The organism is Marinomonas sp. HM11-D, from assembly GCF_057626615.1.
The window spans coordinates 100,984-120,443 of record NZ_JBMMKT010000001.1; the positions used below are offsets into that span (position 1 = coordinate 100,984).

Annotated in this window: 21 protein-coding genes, 1 tRNA gene and 1 pseudogene; 18 read left to right on the forward strand and 5 right to left on the reverse strand. The window is 46.6% G+C overall.

Annotation, left to right across the window (positions count from 1 at the left end):
• Nucleotide 1 precedes the first annotated feature (1 nt).
• Genes ACOSVP_RS00425 through ACOSVP_RS00445 form a run of 5 tightly spaced genes read left to right on the forward strand, consistent with a single transcriptional unit; the run spans nt 2 to nt 4,840 of the window.
• Nucleotides 2–982: an ABC transporter permease gene (locus ACOSVP_RS00425; protein ID WP_487345543.1), complete on the forward strand. Its 981-nt coding sequence runs from the start codon at nt 2–4 to the stop codon at nt 980–982.
• Complete coding sequence (locus ACOSVP_RS00430; RefSeq protein WP_487345544.1) at nt 979–1,917, forward strand: ABC transporter permease; 939 nt, start codon at nt 979–981, stop codon at nt 1,915–1,917. Before ACOSVP_RS00425 ends, ACOSVP_RS00430 begins: the two co-directional genes overlap by 4 nt.
• A 1-nt stretch (nt 1,918) precedes the next feature.
• Entirely contained in the window at nt 1,919–2,923 is a 1,005-nt protein-coding gene (locus ACOSVP_RS00435; RefSeq protein ID WP_487345545.1) for an ABC transporter ATP-binding protein, read from the forward strand.
• Nucleotides 2,916–3,929 (forward strand): ABC transporter ATP-binding protein, encoded by a 1,014-nt coding sequence (locus ACOSVP_RS00440; protein WP_487345546.1) that lies wholly within the window; start codon nt 2,916–2,918, stop codon nt 3,927–3,929. Before ACOSVP_RS00435 ends, ACOSVP_RS00440 begins: the two co-directional genes overlap by 8 nt.
• Nucleotides 3,920–4,840, forward strand: a complete 921-nt coding sequence (locus ACOSVP_RS00445; RefSeq protein ID WP_487345547.1) for a LysR family transcriptional regulator — start codon at nt 3,920–3,922, stop codon at nt 4,838–4,840. Before ACOSVP_RS00440 ends, ACOSVP_RS00445 begins: the two co-directional genes overlap by 10 nt.
• Nucleotides 4,841–4,848: 8 nt before the next feature.
• On the opposite strand, the gene ACOSVP_RS00450 is transcribed toward ACOSVP_RS00445, so the two are convergent.
• Nucleotides 4,849–6,066: a TIGR03862 family flavoprotein gene (locus ACOSVP_RS00450; protein WP_487345548.1), complete on the reverse strand. Its 1,218-nt coding sequence runs from the start codon at nt 6,064–6,066 to the stop codon at nt 4,849–4,851.
• A gap of 373 nt (nt 6,067–6,439) precedes the next feature.
• Between ACOSVP_RS00450 and ACOSVP_RS00455 the strand changes: the two are divergent.
• Nucleotides 6,440–7,204, forward strand: a pseudogene (locus ACOSVP_RS00455) (PAS domain-containing protein); the annotation flags it as partial.
• A gap of 33 nt (nt 7,205–7,237) precedes the next feature.
• Nucleotides 7,238–7,735: a methyl-accepting chemotaxis protein gene (locus ACOSVP_RS00460; protein ID WP_487345911.1), complete on the forward strand. Its 498-nt coding sequence runs from the start codon at nt 7,238–7,240 to the stop codon at nt 7,733–7,735.
• Between the two features lie 64 nt (nt 7,736–7,799).
• Here the strand turns inward: ACOSVP_RS00460 and ACOSVP_RS00465 are convergent.
• The 4 genes from ACOSVP_RS00465 to flgA all read right to left on the reverse strand — a co-directional run bounded on the left by ACOSVP_RS00465 (nt 7,800) and on the right by flgA (nt 9,576).
• Nucleotides 7,800–7,875, reverse strand: a tRNA-Arg gene (locus ACOSVP_RS00465).
• Between the two features lie 94 nt (nt 7,876–7,969).
• Nucleotides 7,970–8,446 carry a flagella synthesis protein FlgN gene (locus ACOSVP_RS00470; protein WP_487345549.1) on the reverse strand — a complete coding sequence of 159 codons (477 nt, stop codon included), beginning with the start codon at nt 8,444–8,446 and terminating at the stop codon, nt 7,970–7,972.
• 19 nt (nt 8,447–8,465) lie between these two features.
• Nucleotides 8,466–8,777, reverse strand: coding sequence for a flagellar biosynthesis anti-sigma factor FlgM (flgM, locus tag ACOSVP_RS00475; protein ID WP_487345550.1), 312 nt, complete (start codon nt 8,775–8,777; stop codon nt 8,466–8,468).
• Nucleotides 8,778–8,886: 109 nt separating this feature from the next.
• Nucleotides 8,887–9,576, reverse strand: coding sequence for a flagellar basal body P-ring formation chaperone FlgA (flgA, locus tag ACOSVP_RS00480; protein WP_487345551.1), 690 nt, complete (start codon nt 9,574–9,576; stop codon nt 8,887–8,889).
• 126 nt (nt 9,577–9,702) lie between these two features.
• Here flgA and ACOSVP_RS00485 point away from each other — a divergent pair, with 126 nt between their 5' ends.
• The 11 genes from ACOSVP_RS00485 to flgJ all read left to right on the forward strand — a co-directional run bounded on the left by ACOSVP_RS00485 (nt 9,703) and on the right by flgJ (nt 19,451).
• A complete protein-coding gene (locus ACOSVP_RS00485) occupies nt 9,703–10,635 on the forward strand; it encodes a chemotaxis protein CheV (protein WP_487345552.1) in 933 nt (310 codons plus the stop codon).
• Between the two features lie 41 nt (nt 10,636–10,676).
• Nucleotides 10,677–11,510 (forward strand): CheR family methyltransferase, encoded by an 834-nt coding sequence (locus ACOSVP_RS00490; RefSeq protein WP_487345553.1) that lies wholly within the window; start codon nt 10,677–10,679, stop codon nt 11,508–11,510.
• 189 nt (nt 11,511–11,699) lie between these two features.
• Nucleotides 11,700–12,095, forward strand: coding sequence for a flagellar basal body rod protein FlgB (gene flgB, locus ACOSVP_RS00495; protein WP_487345554.1), 396 nt, complete (start codon nt 11,700–11,702; stop codon nt 12,093–12,095).
• A 2-nt stretch (nt 12,096–12,097) separates the two neighbouring features.
• Nucleotides 12,098–12,550 (forward strand): flagellar basal body rod protein FlgC, encoded by a 453-nt coding sequence (flgC, locus tag ACOSVP_RS00500; RefSeq protein WP_487345555.1) that lies wholly within the window; start codon nt 12,098–12,100, stop codon nt 12,548–12,550.
• Between the two features lie 11 nt (nt 12,551–12,561).
• Nucleotides 12,562–13,263, forward strand: coding sequence for a flagellar hook assembly protein FlgD (locus ACOSVP_RS00505; RefSeq protein WP_487345556.1), 702 nt, complete (start codon nt 12,562–12,564; stop codon nt 13,261–13,263).
• Nucleotides 13,264–13,278: 15 nt separating this feature from the next.
• Nucleotides 13,279–15,003 (forward strand): flagellar hook protein FlgE, encoded by a 1,725-nt coding sequence (locus ACOSVP_RS00510; RefSeq protein WP_487345557.1) that lies wholly within the window; start codon nt 13,279–13,281, stop codon nt 15,001–15,003.
• 135 nt (nt 15,004–15,138) lie between these two features.
• Nucleotides 15,139–15,879, forward strand: a complete 741-nt coding sequence (gene flgF, locus ACOSVP_RS00515) for a flagellar basal-body rod protein FlgF (protein WP_487345558.1) — start codon at nt 15,139–15,141, stop codon at nt 15,877–15,879.
• 33 nt (nt 15,880–15,912) lie between these two features.
• Nucleotides 15,913–16,698, forward strand: coding sequence for a flagellar basal-body rod protein FlgG (gene flgG, locus ACOSVP_RS00520; RefSeq protein WP_487345559.1), 786 nt, complete (start codon nt 15,913–15,915; stop codon nt 16,696–16,698).
• Nucleotides 16,699–16,710: 12 nt separating this feature from the next.
• The gene (flgH, locus tag ACOSVP_RS00525; protein WP_487345560.1) at nt 16,711–17,370 is read left to right on the forward strand and encodes a flagellar basal body L-ring protein FlgH; all 660 of its coding nucleotides are present in this window, start codon (nt 16,711–16,713) and stop codon (nt 17,368–17,370) included.
• Nucleotides 17,371–17,390: 20 nt separating this feature from the next.
• Nucleotides 17,391–18,479, forward strand: coding sequence for a flagellar basal body P-ring protein FlgI (locus tag ACOSVP_RS00530; RefSeq protein ID WP_487345561.1), 1,089 nt, complete (start codon nt 17,391–17,393; stop codon nt 18,477–18,479).
• A gap of 12 nt (nt 18,480–18,491) precedes the next feature.
• Entirely contained in the window at nt 18,492–19,451 is a 960-nt protein-coding gene (flgJ, locus tag ACOSVP_RS00535) for a flagellar assembly peptidoglycan hydrolase FlgJ (RefSeq protein WP_487345562.1), read from the forward strand.
• Nucleotides 19,452–19,460: the final 9 nt, after the last annotated feature.

Genomic DNA, 19,460 nt, shown 5'->3' on the forward strand with positions numbered 1-19,460 from the left:
CATGTTACGATTTATTGGGCGACGGCTACTGCAGGCCATGTTTGTCTTACTGATCATCAGCGTTGTCAGCTTTATGATTCAGGGCAAACTGGGGGATCCTGTACAGCAAATGGTAGGGCAATCCGTGACCCTGCAAGAGCGTGCCGCCCTGCAGCAGGAACTGGGATTAAACGATCCTGTATTGGTGCAATACGGGCGTTTCCTGGGGCGTGCCTTACAAGGGGACCTTGGCACTTCCTATTATTACAAAGAGTCAACGTTAGACATTATTATCAGTCGCTTGCCCGCCACCTTAGAATTGTCATTCAGCGCCTTAGTGCTGGTGGCGTTACTGGCGATTCCGCTTGGTGTGTTGGCGGCCATTCAGCCGAAAAGCCTGTTATCACGAGCCATCTTAATGTTCAGTACTTTAGGCTTGTCAGTCCCTATCTTTATTGTCGCCGTCTTTCTTATGTATTTCTTCGCCATTGAGTGGCGCCTGTTGCCAAGCTTTGGCCGTGGTGACACCACACAGGTGCTGGGTCTCTGGCAGTCTGGACTGTTTAACAAAGATGGCTTGTTGCATTTGCTGTTGCCAAGTTTTTCCCTCGCGTTTGTGTTAACGCCCATGTTTATTCGTCTGATCCGCGCGGAAATGATGGATGTACTGCAAAGCGATTACATTCGTTATGCTTGGTCCAAAGGCATATCTGCGCCGCGTATTTATTTCGTACATGCGTTAAAAAACACCATGTTGCCAGTAATCACCGTGGGTGGCATTCAGGTGGGGACCTTGGTGGCGTACACCATCTTGACCGAAAGTATTTTCCAATGGCCGGGTATGGGGCTGTTATTTATGGAAGCGGTGACACGGGTAGATGTGCCTTTGATTTCAGCCTATTTAATGGTGGTGGGGGTGATTTTTGTGGTCACCAATACCCTAGTCGATCTGGTTTATAGCCTAGTGAATCCAAGGGTACGTTTGCCGGGGTATGGCTCATGAATCTTTTTCCTCGTCCTCAGGTATCGTCAGAGCAGGCGACGCGAGTTCGTCATCTGCTCTCGGCCATGCGCGGCGATAAATTGGCTTTGTTTGCCCTGTGTATTTTTGCGCTCTATTGCTTAGTCGCGTTATTGGCGCCTTTGCTAGCGCCATACGACGTTAACAGCGTGGACTTTATGGATTTGCAAAACGCCGAGCTGGCGCCTTATTGGCAAACGGGGGATGGGCGTTTTCTATTGGGCACCGATACCCAAGGCCGCGATCTGTTGTCGGTGATTCTCTATGGCACGCGTTTGTCGCTTACCATCGGCGTCTGTGCGGTTCTGATTCAGCTCTTTATGGGCATCGGCATTGGCTTGTTGTCAGGCTATATTGGCGGTCGCTTGGATGCCTTTTTAATGCGTGCCGCGGACATTCAATTGTCCTTCTCCACCATGATGGTGGCGATTGTGGTGTTGGCGGTGTTTCAGACTCTGTTTGGCAATGCGGTGTATCAGCAGCTGGCCATGTTGATGCTGATTTTGGTATTGGGCATTGCTGAATGGCCGATCTTTGCCCGTATCGTTCGCGCCTGTGTGTTGGCGGAAAAAGACAAAGAATACGTGGATGCGGCGCGGGTGTTGGGGGTCAGTAAGGCACGCATTATGCTACGTCATATTTTGCCCAATACCATGTCACCGATCTTGGTGATTCTGACTATCCAGATTGCCAATGCGATTGTCGCCGAGGCCGCATTGTCGTTTCTTGGCTTGGGCATGCCGCCAACACAGCCTTCCCTTGGTGCTTTGATTTCCTCTGGCTTTAACTATCTATTTTCTGGGGCTTGGTGGATCAGTGTCTTCCCCAGCGTCACCTTGATCATATTGATTTTTGTCATGAACCTGCTGGGTGATTGGTTGCGCGATCACTTAAACCCACAAGCGGCAGGGGGCTAATATGAGTCTATTGTCGGTAAATGGGTTAAGCGTCAAATTTAAGCGACGTCATGACGAGTTGACTGCCTTGCATGAGGTGAGCTTTAGCCTTGAAAAGGGGGAACGATTGGCCATCGTCGGCGAGTCGGGCGCTGGTAAATCGATTCTTGGCTACGCCATTGTAAATTTGCTCAGCAAGCCAGGTTATATTGCCGCTGGCTCGGTGACATTAGCAGGGCGAGAGCTGACGACGCTAAGTGCTAAACAGTGGCAAGAAGTGCGCGGAAAGAAGATTGCCATGATCTTCCAAGATCCCATGATTACCTTAAATCCTGTGTTAAGCATCGGCGAACAAATGGTGGAAGCGATTCGCAGTCATACTCGGATTGCTTATAAAGACGCGCGTAAACTGGCGATTGAAAAGCTGGCCCATGTGCGCATTGCAGCCCCTGCGCAACGCTTTGATCAGTATCCCCATGAACTCTCCGGAGGCATGCGCCAGCGGGTGATCATTGCCATTGCCTTATTGCTGAATCCTGAAATCATTATTGCCGATGAGCCGACCACGGCCCTGGATGTGACCATTCAGGCGGAAATTCTACAGTTGCTGAAACAAATCTGCGCTGACCATGGGGTCGCACTGATTTTGATTACCCATGACTTTGGCGTGGTGTCGCGTATCGCAGAGCGCACCTTGGTGATGTACGCGGGGCGCATTGTGGAGCAAGGACCGACCTTAGAAATCATCAATGATCCGCAACACCCTTATACCCAAGGTTTGCTTAATGCCTTGCCGCAAATGGCCTTGCCTGGCCAGCGACTGAACCAAATACAAGGCAATATGCCGCCGTTGAGTGAACAACCCAGTGGTTGTGCTTTTCACCCACGTTGCCCGTATGCGCAAGAAAAATGCCGCCAGAAAGTGCCCGGTTTTGTCTACAGCGGTGTTTCAACCGTGGCCTGTTACGTTGTAGAGGACATGTTGGCAGAGTTTGCTGAATACGATGAGGAGGATCCCGATGTCTGAGCCTTTAATTCGTATTCAGCAACTTGAGAAAAGCTTTCGCACACGTTCTGAGTGGCGTTGGCCACGTTTTCTGGGGGGCAAAAAAGCCAAAACTGCGTCACGTGTATTTGCCATTAATGGCGTCAGCCTAGAGATCGAGCGCGGTGAAACCCTGTGTGTGGTGGGCGAAACTGGCTGTGGTAAATCGACGCTTGCTAGGTTATTGATGGGCTTAGCGCAACCAAACTCGGGTGCAATCGAATACGCGGGGCAGCGCATTGATCAGCTTAATGATCAGCAGCGTATGCCTTATCGCAAGAAAATGCAGATGGTGTTTCAGAACCCTTATGCCTCGTTAAATCCACGTATGACGGTGTATCAGACATTGCGTGAAGCCATTGTCTTGCATCATTCGTCATGGGAACGACAACAGGTCGATCAGTTTATAGAAGCGCTGTTGCAGTCGGTGGGCTTAACGAAAGATGCAGAAGACCGTTACCCCCATGAATTCTCCGGTGGACAGCGTCAGCGTATTTCATTGGCGCGGGCGCTATCGGTGGAACCTGAGTTGATTGTTGCGGATGAGCCTTTGGCGGCGTTGGATGTTTCGGTGCAAGCGCAGGTACTGAACCTGATGATGGATAAGCAACAAGAGCTGGGGCTGACTTATCTATTTATCACCCATGATTTGGCTGTGGTAGAGCATTTTGCCACTCGCGTAGCGGTCATGTATTTAGGGCGTATCTGCGAAGTGTCGAGTCGTGCGACCTTATTCGCCAAGCCCAAGCACCCTTATACAAAAGCGTTACTGTCGTCGATCCCGCGCTTGGATAATCTAGCACTTGAGCCGATCCACTTGTCTGGTGAAGTGCCAACTCCGTTGGAAAAACCGATGGGTTGTAGTTTCTGTGGTCGTTGCCCGTTGGCCAATCAGCGCTGCTTTGAGCAGATTCCCGTGCTTGAGTTACAAGCCGATGGCAGTCAGGTGGCTTGCCATGCGGTAGAGGAGGGGCGTGCATGGAAATAAGGTGGTTAGAAGACTTTATTGCCTTGGCCAAAACACGTCATTTCTCCCGTGCCGCGGATGAACAGAACGTGACCCAGCCGACCTTTAGTCGTCGCATCAAGTTGTTAGAAGAAGAGATGAAGGTCACCTTGATTGATCGCAATACGCTGCCGTTATCATTGACGCCAGCGGGAGAAATCTTTTTACAGAGTGCGGAACAGATCACCCGTCAGTTAAGGGATGCCAAAGCGCGCTGTCTGGAAATTAAAGAGCAGGAACAATCACAGATTCGCTTTATCACCACGCAGTCGCTGTTCTTAGGTTACTACCGTGAATTTGTTGAACCGCTCTGTCAGCGTTTAGAGCTGCGAATTGATGTGAATATGAAATCCAGCTCGTGGGCGGGGGCGGATTTTATCAATGCCATGACGGCAAACGAGTCCGATCTAATGCTCTGTTTCTGGCATCCAGCCATGGGCTTTTTGAAAGAACTGGATGAAGATAGCTTTGACAGCGTCACCATCGGCCGAGAAATACTAGTACCTTGTGTTGCCACAGATAAACAGGGGCAACCTAGTTTTGAATTGCCGGGTAATCGGAAGCAGCCGATTCCTTATATTGCCTACGACGATGCCACCTTTTTGGCACCTGCGGTGCAACATCATTTACAGCGTCAGCATGAAGTGCCGCAGTTGCAGATTCTGGCCAGTAACCTGCATGCCGCCAGTATTAAGGCAATGGTCAAAGAAGGCTTTGGCATTGGCTGGTTGCCTAAGCGTTTAGTGGTGGATTCACTAAACTATGGCTCCCTAGCATTGGCGGGGGCGGTCAATTGGAACGTACCCTTGGAAATTCGAGTTTATAAAGCACGATCCAACCAGAGCCCCAACGTGTTGCAGTTCTGGCAAGCGCTCAAAGACAATGCTTTATAGCGCTTCGTTTAATCCGCTAGCAGGCGATTAACGCCTTCACCGACCATGCGGCCAGTGGCAAAACAGGCGGTCAGAAGGTAGCCGCCAGTAGGCGCTTCCCAGTCCAACATCTCCCCTGCGCAGAACACTCCAGGCAGTTTTTTGAGCATAAAGTACTGGTTGACGCTGGCTTGGCTAATCCCGCCAGCGCTGGAAATCACTTCTTCTACCGGTTTGGTTTTATAGAAGGAAACGGGAATGGATTTCAGGCAACGTGCTAGCTTGGCAGGCGTATCAAAGTCTTCTTTGTCATAAGCTTCGTAGAGCAACGCTGACTTGATACTGTCCAGTTTAATGGTACGTTTCAGGTACTTAGCCAGCGATTCTTTTGGCTTGATATTACTTAGCTTTTGCACCAATTGCTCACGGGTTAAATCAGGCAGTAAATCGATCGTGAGTTTGCCTTGACCACGTAGGTTGATGGCGTCACGCAAGTATTTTGAAAACGCATAAATCAGGCTGCCTTCCATACCGTCACGGGTGACGATACATTCGCCCTTGCGTTCCATAATTTCACCATTTGCCAGCTTCATGGTAAAGCTGACACCCTTTAATGGTGCTCCAGCGAGTTTTGTCTGTAAATGCTCACTCCAGTGACTGTAGAAACCGCAGTTGGTGCTTTCAAGCGGAGTAATGTCGACCCCTTGGCGGGACAAGAAACCGACCCATTTGCCATCGGAACCAAGCTTTGGCCAGCTCGCACCGCCTAAGGCTAAAACAATCGCATCAGCAGATTTGGTTTTATCCAAACCTTCGTAATTAAAAGTGGCCTGTAAGCCATCCAACGCGATCAATTTATGACGCATATGGAATTCAACGCCTGCATCTTTTAGGCGTTTCAGCCAGTTACGCAGTAGCGGTGCGGCCTTCATTTTTTCAGGAAACACGCGTCCAGAAGTGCCGACGAAGGTTTCGATACCTAGCTCATGAATCCATTGGCGAAGGGCGTCGGCATCAAAGGCTTTAATGGCCGGTTCAAGCCATTTTGCCTTGTCGTAGTAGCGCGTAATAAAGTCGTCGTAGGGCTCAGAATGGGTAATGTTCATACCGCCAATACCGGCCAGCAAAAACTTACGGCAAGCACTTGGCATGGCATCATAAACATGTACTTGATGGCCCGCAGCTTGAATGATTTCTGCGGCCATTAAACCGGCTGGTCCTGCGCCAATAACGATGACTTGTTTCACTCAATGGTCTCTATTTCTAAATCAAAGGCGGCATGATAGCGAATTACGCTAAAACTACCACCCTTATGGTCGTTTCGTGAGCGAAATGACTCGAACTGGGTGGGGTTTAGTAATGTCTTGCCAGACATTGGTAGCTTGTCGTATCGAAAAGAGTAATGTGATTGATTTTGTCAACTATATGGTGTGGTGGTTAACTGCTATGAAGTGTTTACTTTTGTTTTCAGGCGGCATAGTTAAGTAAGAAAAGTAACAACTATCTAACCTAATTTAACAGTGCCTGCTTAATTATTGAACTAAATTAGGTTTTGTAAATTAACGCTGCTAAGTAAAGACAGTGACATGGGACATAAAGGGTGGGATGGATATGTTTTTTATGGGTAGTAAAGCCAATAAGGCTAAATCATCGGGTGATGAGGCAAGTGAAAAGCTGAGTAACTTAAAACAGGAACTGGAAGCCATTCGATCGTACACCCCTTTCATTAGCTTTGATCCCAATGGATATATTCTGAATGCAAACGACTTATTTCTCTCTGCTGTAGGTTATCAATTGGATGAGATAGTTGGTAAGCATCATAAAATGTTTTGCTTGCCAAGCTATGTCGCGAGTGATGCTTATCGCAGTTTCTGGTCTAAGCTCGCCTCAGGAAACGCGGTGAATGGTGAATTTACTCGTGTTAAGAAAAACGGCGAGCGAATCTATCTTGAAGCCAATTATTTTCCCGTTCGAGATGATCACGGGCAAGTCATAGAGATCATCAAAATTTGTTCCGATGTGACCGAAATGCACAAAGAACTAATCGCTAGAAATGCGATTTTAGATGCGTTAGATCGCTCTCAAGCTGTTATTAAGTTCGAGCCCGACGGCACTATTATTGATGCCAACCATAACTTTCTGAATACCGTCGGCTATCGCCGTGATGAGCTTATAGGTCAGCATCATCGTATGTTCTGTGATGATGAGTTCTATCGTCAAAATCCTGATTTCTGGAGAAAATTGTCAAGCGGGCAATTATCGAAAGGGCGCTATAAGCGCTATGACAGCCAGGGCAATGTAATATGGCTGCAGGCGACCTATAACCCGATTTTAGATGAAGATGGCAAGGTGCTTCAGGTCGTGAAGTTTGCTTCCGATATTACTGAAAGGGTGTCTATCGCCATGAATGCAGTAGATATGGCCGCAGCGACATCAGAGCAAACCAGCCAAATTACTACCAATGCGGTACAGGTATTGAGTGAAGCGGTGGATACATCACACACCATTGCGGAGCAAGTAAGTCATGCAACGTCTGTAGGTAATCAGCTAATGGAGCAGTTTAAAAATATTGCCGATATTGTGGTGACCATTCGTTCTATTGCAGATCAGACCAATTTACTTGCCTTGAATGCAGCCATTGAAGCTGCACGAGCGGGTGATGCTGGGCGTGGTTTTTCTGTTGTCGCCGATGAGGTGCGTAAACTGGCCAGTAGTACTTCAGTTGCGACCGCTGAAATTTCCAAAGTGGTTGAGCTTAACCATCAATTGATTAAGCAGATTGATACGTCGTTGACGTCTGTTTCAGGCATTGCCTTACATGGCCAAGAAAGTATCAATAATGTGTCGTTAGGTTTGGAAGAAGTAAAACGTGGCGTGGAACAATTCGTGAGTATGGTAGAAGCTATGCGCCCATAACTACCTAATGAATCTATTTCCCAAATGCAACAAAGCCGCTTCGAGAGCGGCTTTGTTGTGTCTATGGCGTCTCCACCAGGACTCGAACCTGGAATCGCCGCTTAGGAGGCAGCAGGTATATCCCGTTTACCTATGGAGACACGATAGATGGAGTATATCAATTCGAGCCTTGGATACCAAGTTAATGCGTCGCTAGCTCACTGTTTTGTAAAGCTTTATTGGAAACGGAAAGGTTCAGGCTCTACCAATGGTATGTTTACTACTAATTGGGCGAGTGCCACCAGAGGCGGTATAGACTTTATTCTTGCGGTTATGGCCCTGCAGCATTTCAAACATGTCTTTATTGCGTTTCTGCAGTGTGCCTAGGATCTGTGCGTTGGTGTTGTTTTCCCGTTTGCAGCGGTCTAACAAGCCATTGCATTCATTGATGAGGTCTTTCAGCTCGTCCATGCCGTCTTGGCTGTCGAGCCATTTTAGGAAATCTGCGTCAGACGGTTTTTTAGGATTGAGAATGCCAAATTTGATTAGCATGCTTTGACGTTTCTCATTGGCGGCATCGATATTGTCGAGCAATACCTTTTTTTCGGAGGCAAGTTGAAGGATGTCGTCAGGTGTTGCGGTTGCTAAGGCTGAGCGCTCTCGAAGAAGAACCTCGGACAACTGTTCAAGGTTCTCTTTGATCTGAGTAAAGAGGGGGGCAAGCGGGATCATAATGAGAGCGAGTGTTTACTTAGCTAAACAACTCGTCCATTGCCATCATATTGCTAGCAAGCTTTTCGGTATCTATCTTGTATTCGCCTGCGGCAATTGCTTGTTTGATTTTTTCTACTTTATCCATGTCCACACTCGCTTCAGAGCCAGAGCCTTTGACTTGTAGAGACTGAGCCACACTGCTTAGTTGCACAGTGTCCTCAGAAAGACCTTCTTTACTGCTAACGCCTGTGTTAGACGACGTAGTATTCGTTTCGTCATTCTTAACACGATCGTTTTTAGTCGATGAGAGAGTTGGTTGTGTACCAACGCCCGAAATGTTCATTGCCATGGTGCTTGCCTCCAGAATTAGTCCGCTAACTCAGTTATCGGTCGCGCGCGTTGAAACTTTAGAAATTATTTTCAACTATTTTTAACTGAAGATAGCAAGTCGCTATTAGTCAGTAGTTTACTAAAACCTCACCATCACTGACAACTTTTCCGTACACAATTCGACCAGAACTGACGTTTTGAACGCGAATCTGTTGGCCTTTCACGCCATCTTCTAGTGCTACGCCATTCATTCTTACCACAATGCTGTTGCTTTGTGCTGTGATCAGTACGTTACTGCCTTTCTTAATCAGGTCTGGTAGCTCGGTGACTTGGTCGGTAATAAAGTTATTGATACGAATGTTGCGTGAAGCAACCAGCCCGTAAGGAGGGTTAGCGCTGGTGTATAAGTGACCTCTTAAAGTCGCCAGATCAATCTCGCCGATGTCGGTATTTTGCTCGCTAATGCGCTCGCCACGAGAGATTGGTGCAATGGCTTTTATGCCTTCTATTAAAATACTTTGTTCAACGGGTACATAAGACTTCCATACCGGATCTTCGCAACTGATGGCATAGGTAGTGCGGTTAACGGCTTCGGGGCGCTGGTTATCAATGGCAATAGGCTGATTGCAATCGGGCAAGTAATCTAGTGCGACTTTATTTTGAACGGCTATGTTGATTCGAGCATTGGGATAAATGCTTTGTAATCGTTTGTATTCAACTTGTTGAATAAATTGTTCTATTTGAGTTTCTAATTGTGACGCACTACTCCAACTGCAAAGAAAAAAGAGTAATATGGTCAGAAGCTTGACGCGACCCATTGTAAATCTCCAAGGATGTCGACTTGGGTTAGTAAAAACAACGGAATCACTCTATCATTTGATGAGGGATTTTCATAATAATAGGGTTTCCCCTGTTATATAGAGCGCAGATTTTAGGAGGCTTTTATGGCCGGAGTTCTCGAGAGCGTAAACCAGCGAACCCAACTCGTCGGAGAAAACCGTCTTGAATTATTGCTGTTTCGCTTAAACGGTAAGCAAATCTATGGCATCAACGTTTTCAAAGTGAAGGAAGTGTTGCAATGCCCTAAGCTTACTAGCATGCCACACAGCAGTCCTGTAGTTCGCGGCGTGGCACATATTCGTGGTGGCACGATTCCGATTCTAGACTTGGGTCTAGCAACAGGGGCTAGCCCAATTGAAAATATCCAACATTGCTTCGTGATCATTACTGAGTACAACCGCCGCATTCAAGGTTTCTTGGTGCGTGGTGTGGAACGTATTGTAAACATGAACTGGAGTGATATTCAGCCGCCACCAAAAGGTTTGTCGAATGACAACTACCTGACCGCTGTCTGTCAGGTGGATAAGGAAATGGTTGAGATCATTGATGTTGAGCAGATTCTGTCTGAAGTGGCACCAATGCGTCAGAATATCTCGGCAGGCATTGTCACCGAAGATGTACATGAAAATGCGAAACAGCACCACATTTTGATCGTCGATGACTCATCCGTTGCACGTAAACAGATTAAGCGTTGTATGGAAGATGTGGGTTTCTCAACCACCGTATTGTGTGATGGTAAAGAAGCGCTTACTTACTTACAGAATCTTGTTGCAGATGGCGTGGATGTGACCGAGCATTTCTCTATGGTGATCTCTGATATTGAGATGCCTGAGATGGATGGTTACACCTTGACGACAGCCATTCGTAATGACAGCCGCCTACAAGACTTGTTTATCTTATTGCATACATCTTTAAGTGGCGTGTTTAACGAAGCCATGGTTAAGAAGGTGGGGGCGGACGGATTCTTGGCCAAATTCCAGCCGGATGAATTGGCTCGAATCGCAATTGAGACGGTTGCAGCAACAGAAGAAGCTTAGTTTGTTAAGCTGGCTAAGAATGGCAGTGCTAAGGAGCATGAATGCTGAGTAGTTCGAATGCTATCTCGCCTCAGGGTTACGATCGATTTCGTAAATACCTTGAAAAAGAAAGTGGTATTTCTCTAAGTGACAATAAGCAATATTTGGTTGCAAGTCGCTTAGGGAAGCTGCTGGAGCGTGAAAAGTTCTCAAAAATTGAAGAGCTGGTTGACGCGTTGGAGCGAGGGGGTCGTACTTCTAAATTAAGGGAAGAAGTGATCAATGCCATGACCACTAACGAGACCTTGTGGTTTCGTGATGCCCACCCGTTTAAAATTTTGAAGGATATGATCCTTCCGCAATATGACAAACGGCCTCTGAGAATTTGGTCGGCGGCTTCGTCTACTGGTCAAGAACCGTATTCTATCAGTATGGTATTGGACGAGTTTAAACAATCTAAGCCTGGCAAATTAAAGTCAGGTGAGAAGATTGTGGCGACGGATATTTGTACCAATATTCTTAAGCATGCAAAGCAGGCTGAATACGATAGTTTGGCGATTGCCCGTGGTCTGAGTCTTGAAAATCAAAATCGCTACTTTGACAAGTTAAGCGCTACCACTTGGAAGGTGAAGCCAAACATTGCCTCTCGAGTAGAATTTCGTCACTTGAACCTGATTGACTCGTTTTCATCGCTTGGTAAGTTTGACGTGATTTTCTGTCGCAATGTACTGATCTATTTCACGGCAGAAATGAAATTAGATATCTTGAAGCGAATGCATGCGGCGCTAAATCCTGGAGGCTATTTGTTCTTGGGTGGTTCAGAAGCATTAAGCGGCTTGTCTTCGATGTTTGAGATTGTGCAGTGTCATCCAGGCATCGTTTATAAAGCTAAATAGCTCTCCTGCATTGCGGATTTTTAAAAACGGCAACTTAAATTAAGTTGCCGTTTTTTTTTGTTTGCCGCCTATTGCCACCTTTATGTTCTTAAAAACATAACTAATTGAAAAATAAGGTTTTTGTTATTTGGCATTGAATTTGCTTTATATAATCCGAATAGAAACTGTTCGATTGTAAATGAGGGTGGTATGTCGATTTCTTTCAAAGACGCGTTTGCTGGACATGATCAAATGTTGACGTTCCGTACGGCGCGCGCTTCTGTGTTAGCAAATAATATCGCCAATGCGGATACGCCAAACTATAAGGCGCGTGATATCTCATTTGAGTCTATGCTTTCTGCAGAAAAAGATCGTCTCGCGCTTGCGGGTAATGATGATCAGCATATTCATGCGCAAAGTTCAGTGACAATGGGGGACGATCTGATGTACCGCAACCCAAGTCAGCCATCGTTAGACGGTAACACGGTAGATATGCAGCGTGAACAAGCGGAATTTGCTCAAAACTCATTGCAATTCGATACCAGTTTTTTGCTTTTGAATAGAAAGATCAGCGGTATGAAGAAAGCGCTGACTGGAGGACAATAATAATGTCATTGAATAATATTTTTGCCATTTCCGGGTCAGCCCTCAGTGCTCAAACTGTGCGTTTGAATACGGTTGCCTCCAATATTGCCAATGCTGACAGCATTGCCAGTTCCGCTGATCAAACTTACCGTGCTCGCAAACCAGTGTTTGAGCAAATGATGACAGATGCGATGCGTGAGCGTGGCTGGAATGCCTCCGATGATGGCCTTGAAAGCAGCTCAGGTATGGGGGTTCATGTGGCAGGTATTGTGGAGTCCGATGCTCCCTTGCAACCGCGCTATGAGCCAAATAGCCCCATGGCAAACGAAGAAGGATATGTATTCTATCCTAATGTGAATCCGGTAGAAGAAATGGCCGATATGATGTCTGCGTCGCGCTCGTTTCAAACCAACGTTGAAATTATGAACTCTGCGAAAAGTATGATGCAGAGAATGTTGACCTTAGGGCAGGCCTAAGGGGGTGAGTGATGGCTGATATCAATACTAATTCGGCATTGTCTGGGTTAATTTCCCAGTACGGTACAGCAGAAGCAAAAGCAAAAAGTGGCATCAATACTACAACGAGTACAGAAAGCTCGGAAGGTATTGGTAACCAAGATGTGTTTTTGCAACTCTACATTGAGCAATTAAAAAATCAGGATCCAACTGAGCCTCAAGATACCGGTGATATGGTGTCGCAAATGGCGCAGTTTAGTTCTCTAGAACGTCTGACCAGCATGGCTTCGGCGATGTCGAATATGACAGAAGCCTTGATGTCGAGCCAAGCGCTGACTGCATCCACATTGGTGGGAAAATCGGTTTTTGTGGATCGTAATTCTACTAATGTGACTGAGGGCGGTTCTGTCCAGTTGCGTACGTCATTCCCTGATGATGCACAAACGAACACACTACAGATCACCAATGCATCTGGTGAGGTGGTTAGGAGTGTTCAATTAACGAATGAAAACTACACATGGAATGGCACAAACGATAAAGGTGAGGCGGTTCCAAGTGGAGAATATAAGTTTAAAGTGACATCGCGCAATGCAGACGGTGAAGCGACGACTTTAAATACAGAGCTACCTGCTCGAATTAACAGTGTCACCATTAATGGTGAGCAGGGTACTACACTTAATATCCAAGGGTTCGGCAGTCTTAAATTAAGCGCTGAACTTGAGATTATCGGTTAAGCTGAGGAAAATTATATGGGTTTTAATACAGCACTTTCAGGTATCAAAGCATCCGCTGACTTTCTCAGCACGACGGGTAATAACATTGCCAACTCGGATACCACGGGCTTTAAAAAGTCGCGCGTTGAATTTGGTGACTTGTACAATACTAACGTTATCGGTGCAGGTAGTAGTAATACGATTGGTAGTGGTGTCAGTGTTAACAACATCGCGCAGGAATTCTCTGCCGGTAATATTTCCTACACAGATAACAACCTAGACCTTGCTGTAGATGGTACTGGTTTCTTTGTGATCGATGTGGGTGGTACGCAAGCCTACACTCGCGCCGGCGATTTTAAGCTGAATGCAGAAGGTAACTTGGTCACCAATGATGGTGCTTATGTTCAGGGCTATAATGCGGTCAATGGTATTATTGGTGGTAGTCTTGAGGACTTAATTGTACCGACTGAGCGTATTGCGCCAGAGGCGAGCACGGCTTTAACGATTGAGTCAAACTTGGACTCTCGTTTGGAAGATGTGCCGCCATATATTTCTTCTACTTTTGATCCAGGTGATCCTGATACTTATACGTTTACGCAAACTGCGAATACAACAGCGATTGCTCCAGCCGTTCCTCAAGCTGTGACATTGTATTATGCCAAAGCAGAAGCGCCTAATACTTATCAAGTTTATGCTACGGTAAATGGTGAGCGATTTGACGGAGCTGGTACACCTTTTTTAGGTGATACCTTCATAACATTTGATGATGCAGATGGGGCTTTTACAGCCACAGCTGGAGGGGGAGCTTCAGCTGATCCTTTTGCGCCAATCTATATTGGTGCAACTGAGCCGAGTAATGTTAGTGATTTAAGTGCACCAAGTGCAGTGGCGGCTATAAGTATTACTGATAGCAATGGTGGTACGGTTACGTTTGATTATGACGACACAAACGGCAACCCTGATTTTTCTACGCCAGATAATTTTGCTCGGCCTTCATTTGATCCGGCAAATCCTGAATCCTATTCATATGGCAATACCAATACGGTATACGATGCATTAGGCGAAGAACATACCATTGGCTATTACTTTATTAAACAAGGCGAAGCGAATACTTGGGAAATGAAGGTTACCATTGATGGTGAAGTGAATCACCCGACTGATGTGGATGTTAATGGTAATCCAGTGCCATTTTTGCCTGAAGATACCGTGGTGCAGTTTGATGCCCAAGGTAATATTACTGGTACATACAGTGGTTATCCTCCTTATGCGGTATCTAGTCCAACTCAGCTGAGTATTACTGGTTGGGACCCGACTGATCTGTTTGCGGAGCTTGAGATAGATTTAGGTGAATCCACTCAATATGCTTTATCTAGCTCAGATGTATACAGTCAAGATGGTTTTTCGGCGGGTGAGCTACAAGGAGTAAGTTTTGATGAGGATGGGTTGTTGATTGCGAGTTACACCAACCAACAAACTGCCGTATTAGGTCAGATTGCTTTAGCCAACTTTGATAACGTGGACGGTTTAACGCCTGCAGGGGATACTGCTTGGGTGGCAAGTTCTGAGTCTGGGGCGGCAAATATCGGCAGACCGAATACCGGCACCTTTGGTAGTATCCAAGGTGGTGCTCTGGAGGAGTCAAACGTAGATTTGACTGAAGAGCTGGTGGCTTTGATTGAAGCGCAGCGTAACTATCAGGCCAACTCTAAGACCCTAGAGACCGAAAACACTGTCACACAGACGATTATTAACCTTCGTTAGGTGAATGGTTAGATGAAAAGCCCAGCTCATTAGCTGGGCTTTTTTGTGCCTGCTATTCTATGGTGAGAACTTGGCACGCTATTTGTTACACAATCTCTAACAACTGTTTCAAAAGTTTGCCGGTGAGGTACGTTTATGGATAGAGCGCTTTATTTAGCCATGAGTGGTGGTACGCAAGTGATGAATGCCCAGGCCATTCATGCAAACAATCTTGCTAACGTTGCCACGACGGGTTTTCGCTCTGATTTCGAGCAGGCTCGTTCTATGCAGGTGAATGGCGATTATTACCCCTCGCGTGTATACGCCATGACTGAAAACCCAGGTACGAACTTTGAACAGGGCGCGTTACAAGAAACAGGGCGTGATATGGATATTGCAATTCAAGGTAATGGCTTTATTACCGCTTTAGATGGCACAGGCCAAGAAGTCTATACTCGCGCAGGGGACCTACAACTTACGGTCTCTGGGCAATTGGTGACTGGAACTGGTTTGCCAATTGTTGGTTCTGCCGGCCCAATCTTTTTGCCGCCTCTTGATGAATTGATGATCAGTGAGGATGGCACCATCTCAATCGTGCCTCGTGGCGGCGATGGTACGCAAATTACCACTTTAAATCGCATTAAGTTAGTGTCCGCTGAGCCTGAGAGTTTAACCAAAGGTGAAGATGGTATGCTGCGCACTAAAAATGGCGAAATGCTGCTGGCTGATAATAATGTTCAGGTAATGTCAGGTTTCTTAGAAGGCAGCAACGTCAATGCGGTAGAAGAGATGACGAACATTATGGAGTTGTCTCGCCGCTTTGAAATGAATATTAAAGTTATGAATACGGTGCGCGAAAATGAAAACGCATCCGCACGAATTTTACAGCGTAGCTAATCGCTCGCTGACTGAAAGAGATTAGGAGTAGATATGCATTCAGCTCTATGGGTTGCAAAAACAGGTCTGTCAGCAATGGACAAGCAGCTGGCCACTATCTCAAACAACTTGGCCAACGTTTCCACGACGGCTTTTAAGAAAGATCGCGCCGTATTTGAGAACTTGATGTACAAGCAGTTGCGTGCCCCAGGTGGTCTGTCCTCTCAAAACACTGAGCTACCGTCAGGCTTACAGATGGGCGCAGGTGTTCGCGTAACGGGCACACAAAAGAACTTTGAAGTGGGAGACTACAATATCACCGACCGTCAGCTTGATGTGGCGATTCAAGGTGGTGGCTTCTTCCAAGTGGTTCAGCCAGATGGCTCGATTGCTTATACCCGTGATGGTCAATTTCAGTTGAATAGCCAAGGTGATCTAGTGGATTCAAGTGGCTTGCTACTTGATCCTGGTATTACGATTGACTCGGATGTGGTGCAAATCAATATCGCTGAAGATGGTGTTGTCTCTGTGCTACGTGCAGGCCAGACTGATATGGAAGAGGTGGGTGCGCTGACGATCGCCAACTTTATCAACCCGACGGGTCTGCATTTTATGGGCAGTAATCTATATGGTGAAACCACTGCTAGTGGTGCACCAATCGTAGGGGTTCCAGGGCAGGATGGTTTAGGCTATTTAAGCCAAGGTATGTTGGAGTCATCGAACGTAAACTCCATTGAGGAATTGGTAAATATGATCACGACACAACGTGCGTATGAGATGAACTCAAAAGTAATCTCTGCAGCAGACGGTATGTTGAGCTTCGTTAACCAACAATTATAAAGAGTAGTGTTTATGCGTTACTTATTGGCATTGTTTCCTTTGGTTTTAGTGGGGTGTGCGGCGGTTGAGCCGGCGCCTGTTTCCGATGATCCATACTATGCGCCCGTGATTCAGCCCTCGGTGCAGTACACTCAATCCAGTGATGGCAGTATCTATCAGGCAGGTATGGGAGATGTGTTTTTTGGTGATAAGAAAGCCCGTCAAGTAGGGGATATTCTGACCATTACTTTGGATGAAAACACTACTTCTACTAAGACCAATGCTGCATCTGTCTCGAAGTCCTCTGCTGCCACTATTCAGAATCCTACCATCTTGGGTATTCCGATTGGCTTGGATACGGATCTGCCAGGGATGAACAGTAACTTTACTGGTAACGCTAACGCCAACCAAAGTAACAGCTTAAGTGGTAGTATCACCGTCACAGTGTATGAAGTGTATCCCAATGGACTCTTGGCGGTTCGTGGTGAAAAGTGGATTACTTTGAACCGAGGTCAGGAATACATTCGTTTATCTGGTCTTGTTCGTGCTGAGGATATAAGCTCTGACAATACTGTTGAATCTACCCGATTGGCAGATGCTCGTATTGCTTACTCAGGAACTGGGGAGCTGGCTTCAGGAAGTGAACAAGGCTGGTTAACTCGAGCCTTAAATACCAGCTGGTGGCCGTTTTAATTTAGAAAGAGTCTGATGTCATGAAAACCTTTTGCTTAGCATTATGTATGATGATCTTTAGTGGCTTGGTGAATGCCGAACGCTTAAAAGATATCGCCAGCGTGGAAGGTGTGCGTGACAACCAATTGTTTGGTTATGGTTTGGTCATTGGTCTAAATGGTACCGGTGATGATACGGATTTCACCAACCAAAGCTTTATCAGCATGTTGAACCAATTCGGTATCAACTTGCCGGATGGTGCTGCAACGGATGCCGATAACGTAGCAGCAGTATCTCTGACTGCAACCCTTCCGCCTTTTTCGAAGCCTGGTCAAAACATCGATGTAACGGTCTCCTCTTTAGGTAATGCCAGTTCATTACGCGGTGGCACCCTGTTGTTGTCTGCGTTGAAAGGTGCCGATGGGCAGGTGTATGCCATTGCCCAAGGTAATCTTGTCGTGGGGGGGTTAGGTGCGGGTGGTGCGGATGGTTCGAGGCAGTCGATTGCGATTCCAACGGTGGCGCGTATCCCAAATGGAGCCAGTGTTGAGAAGGCTGTGCCAAACAGCTTTAACCGCGGTGATACATTAACTTTCAATTTAAATCGTCCAGACTTCACGACCGCAAAACAAGTAGCGGACAAGATTAATGGTCTATTGGGGCCTGGCGTCGCACAATCACTGGATGCCACCTCTGTACGAGTGACAGCGCCTCGTGATCCATCTCAACGAGTGACTTTCCTCTCTATCCTAGAAAATCTAGAAGTCGAGCTTGGCCGAGAGCGCGCTAAGATCGTAGTCAATTCTCGAACCGGTACCATTATCATTGGTCAGGATGTGACCGTATCTCCAGCCGCAGTGACCCACGGCAGTCTAACGGTAACGATTAAGTCCAATCCTGAAATTGGTCAACCGGATATCTTGCCGGGTGCAGGGCAAGAATTGGCTCCTCGTCAAGAAATTACAACCGATGACGAAAGTGGTCATATGTTTGTCTTTACTCAAGGTGCTTCGCTAAATGATATCGTGCGCGCGGTGAATCAGGTTGGCGCGGCGCCTGGTGATGTCATGGCGATTTTAGAAGGCTTAAAGCAAGCGGGCGCGTTGAACGCTGATCTTGTGGTGATCTAAGCTGGAGGAATTATGAGTCGAATTGATAACAATGCTTTTTTTGCTGACTTTAATTCGTTGGCGGATTTGAAACGCCAAGCCCAGCAAGATCCTGATGTAGCGCTCAAGAAAGTGGCGCAAGAGTTTGAAGCCATCTTCATTAACATGATGTTTAAAAATATGCGTCAGGCTAATGAGAATATTGGTGGCGGCTTGTTTGATAGCACTCAGACAAAGCAATACACGGAAATGATGGATACCCAGCTTGCTCAGTCACTTTCAAATGCGGGCGGCATTGGTTTAGCTGAGTCCCTTGTTCGTCAATTGCAAGGCAAGGGGATGGGATCATCTTTTGCTTCTAACAGTGATGATAGTGGTACCTCTGAGCAGGATTTTCTGCGACGTCTTTCTGTATTGGATATGGCTCAAGTACGAAATGTCGCTAAAAAGGCAGCTCAAGATCTTACCGAAAGTGCTCAACGTATTAGCGATAAAGCATCTGTTTCAGTAAAAGACGTAGCCTTTGATACGCCAGATAGCTTCGTTGAAACTTTGTGGCCCCATGCTCAAAAAGCCGGAGAAAAGCTAGGAGTGGATCCAAAGGCTATTCTTGCCCAAGCGGCCTTAGAAACAGGTTGGGGCAAGTATCCCATGGCTAAAAATGACGGCTCACCGAGCTATAACTTGTTCGGCATTAAGGCGGACCAGCGCTGGTCAGGCGATCGCACTTTATTGAATACCTTGGAGTTTCGTGATGGCGTCGCACAGCAGGAAAAGGCTGCGTTTCGCGCTTACGACTCCTTTGAGCAAAGCTTCGATGACTACGCAGACTTTTTAAAAGCCAGTGAACGGTATCAAAATGCCTTGCAAGCCGGCGATGATGCGGCAATGTTTGCCGCTTATCTGCAAAAAGGTGGCTATGCAACGGATCCTAATTACGCCGATAAGATCGCTAATATCCTATCTAGTAAATGGTTTAAAACCCTTCTATAACAAGGTGTT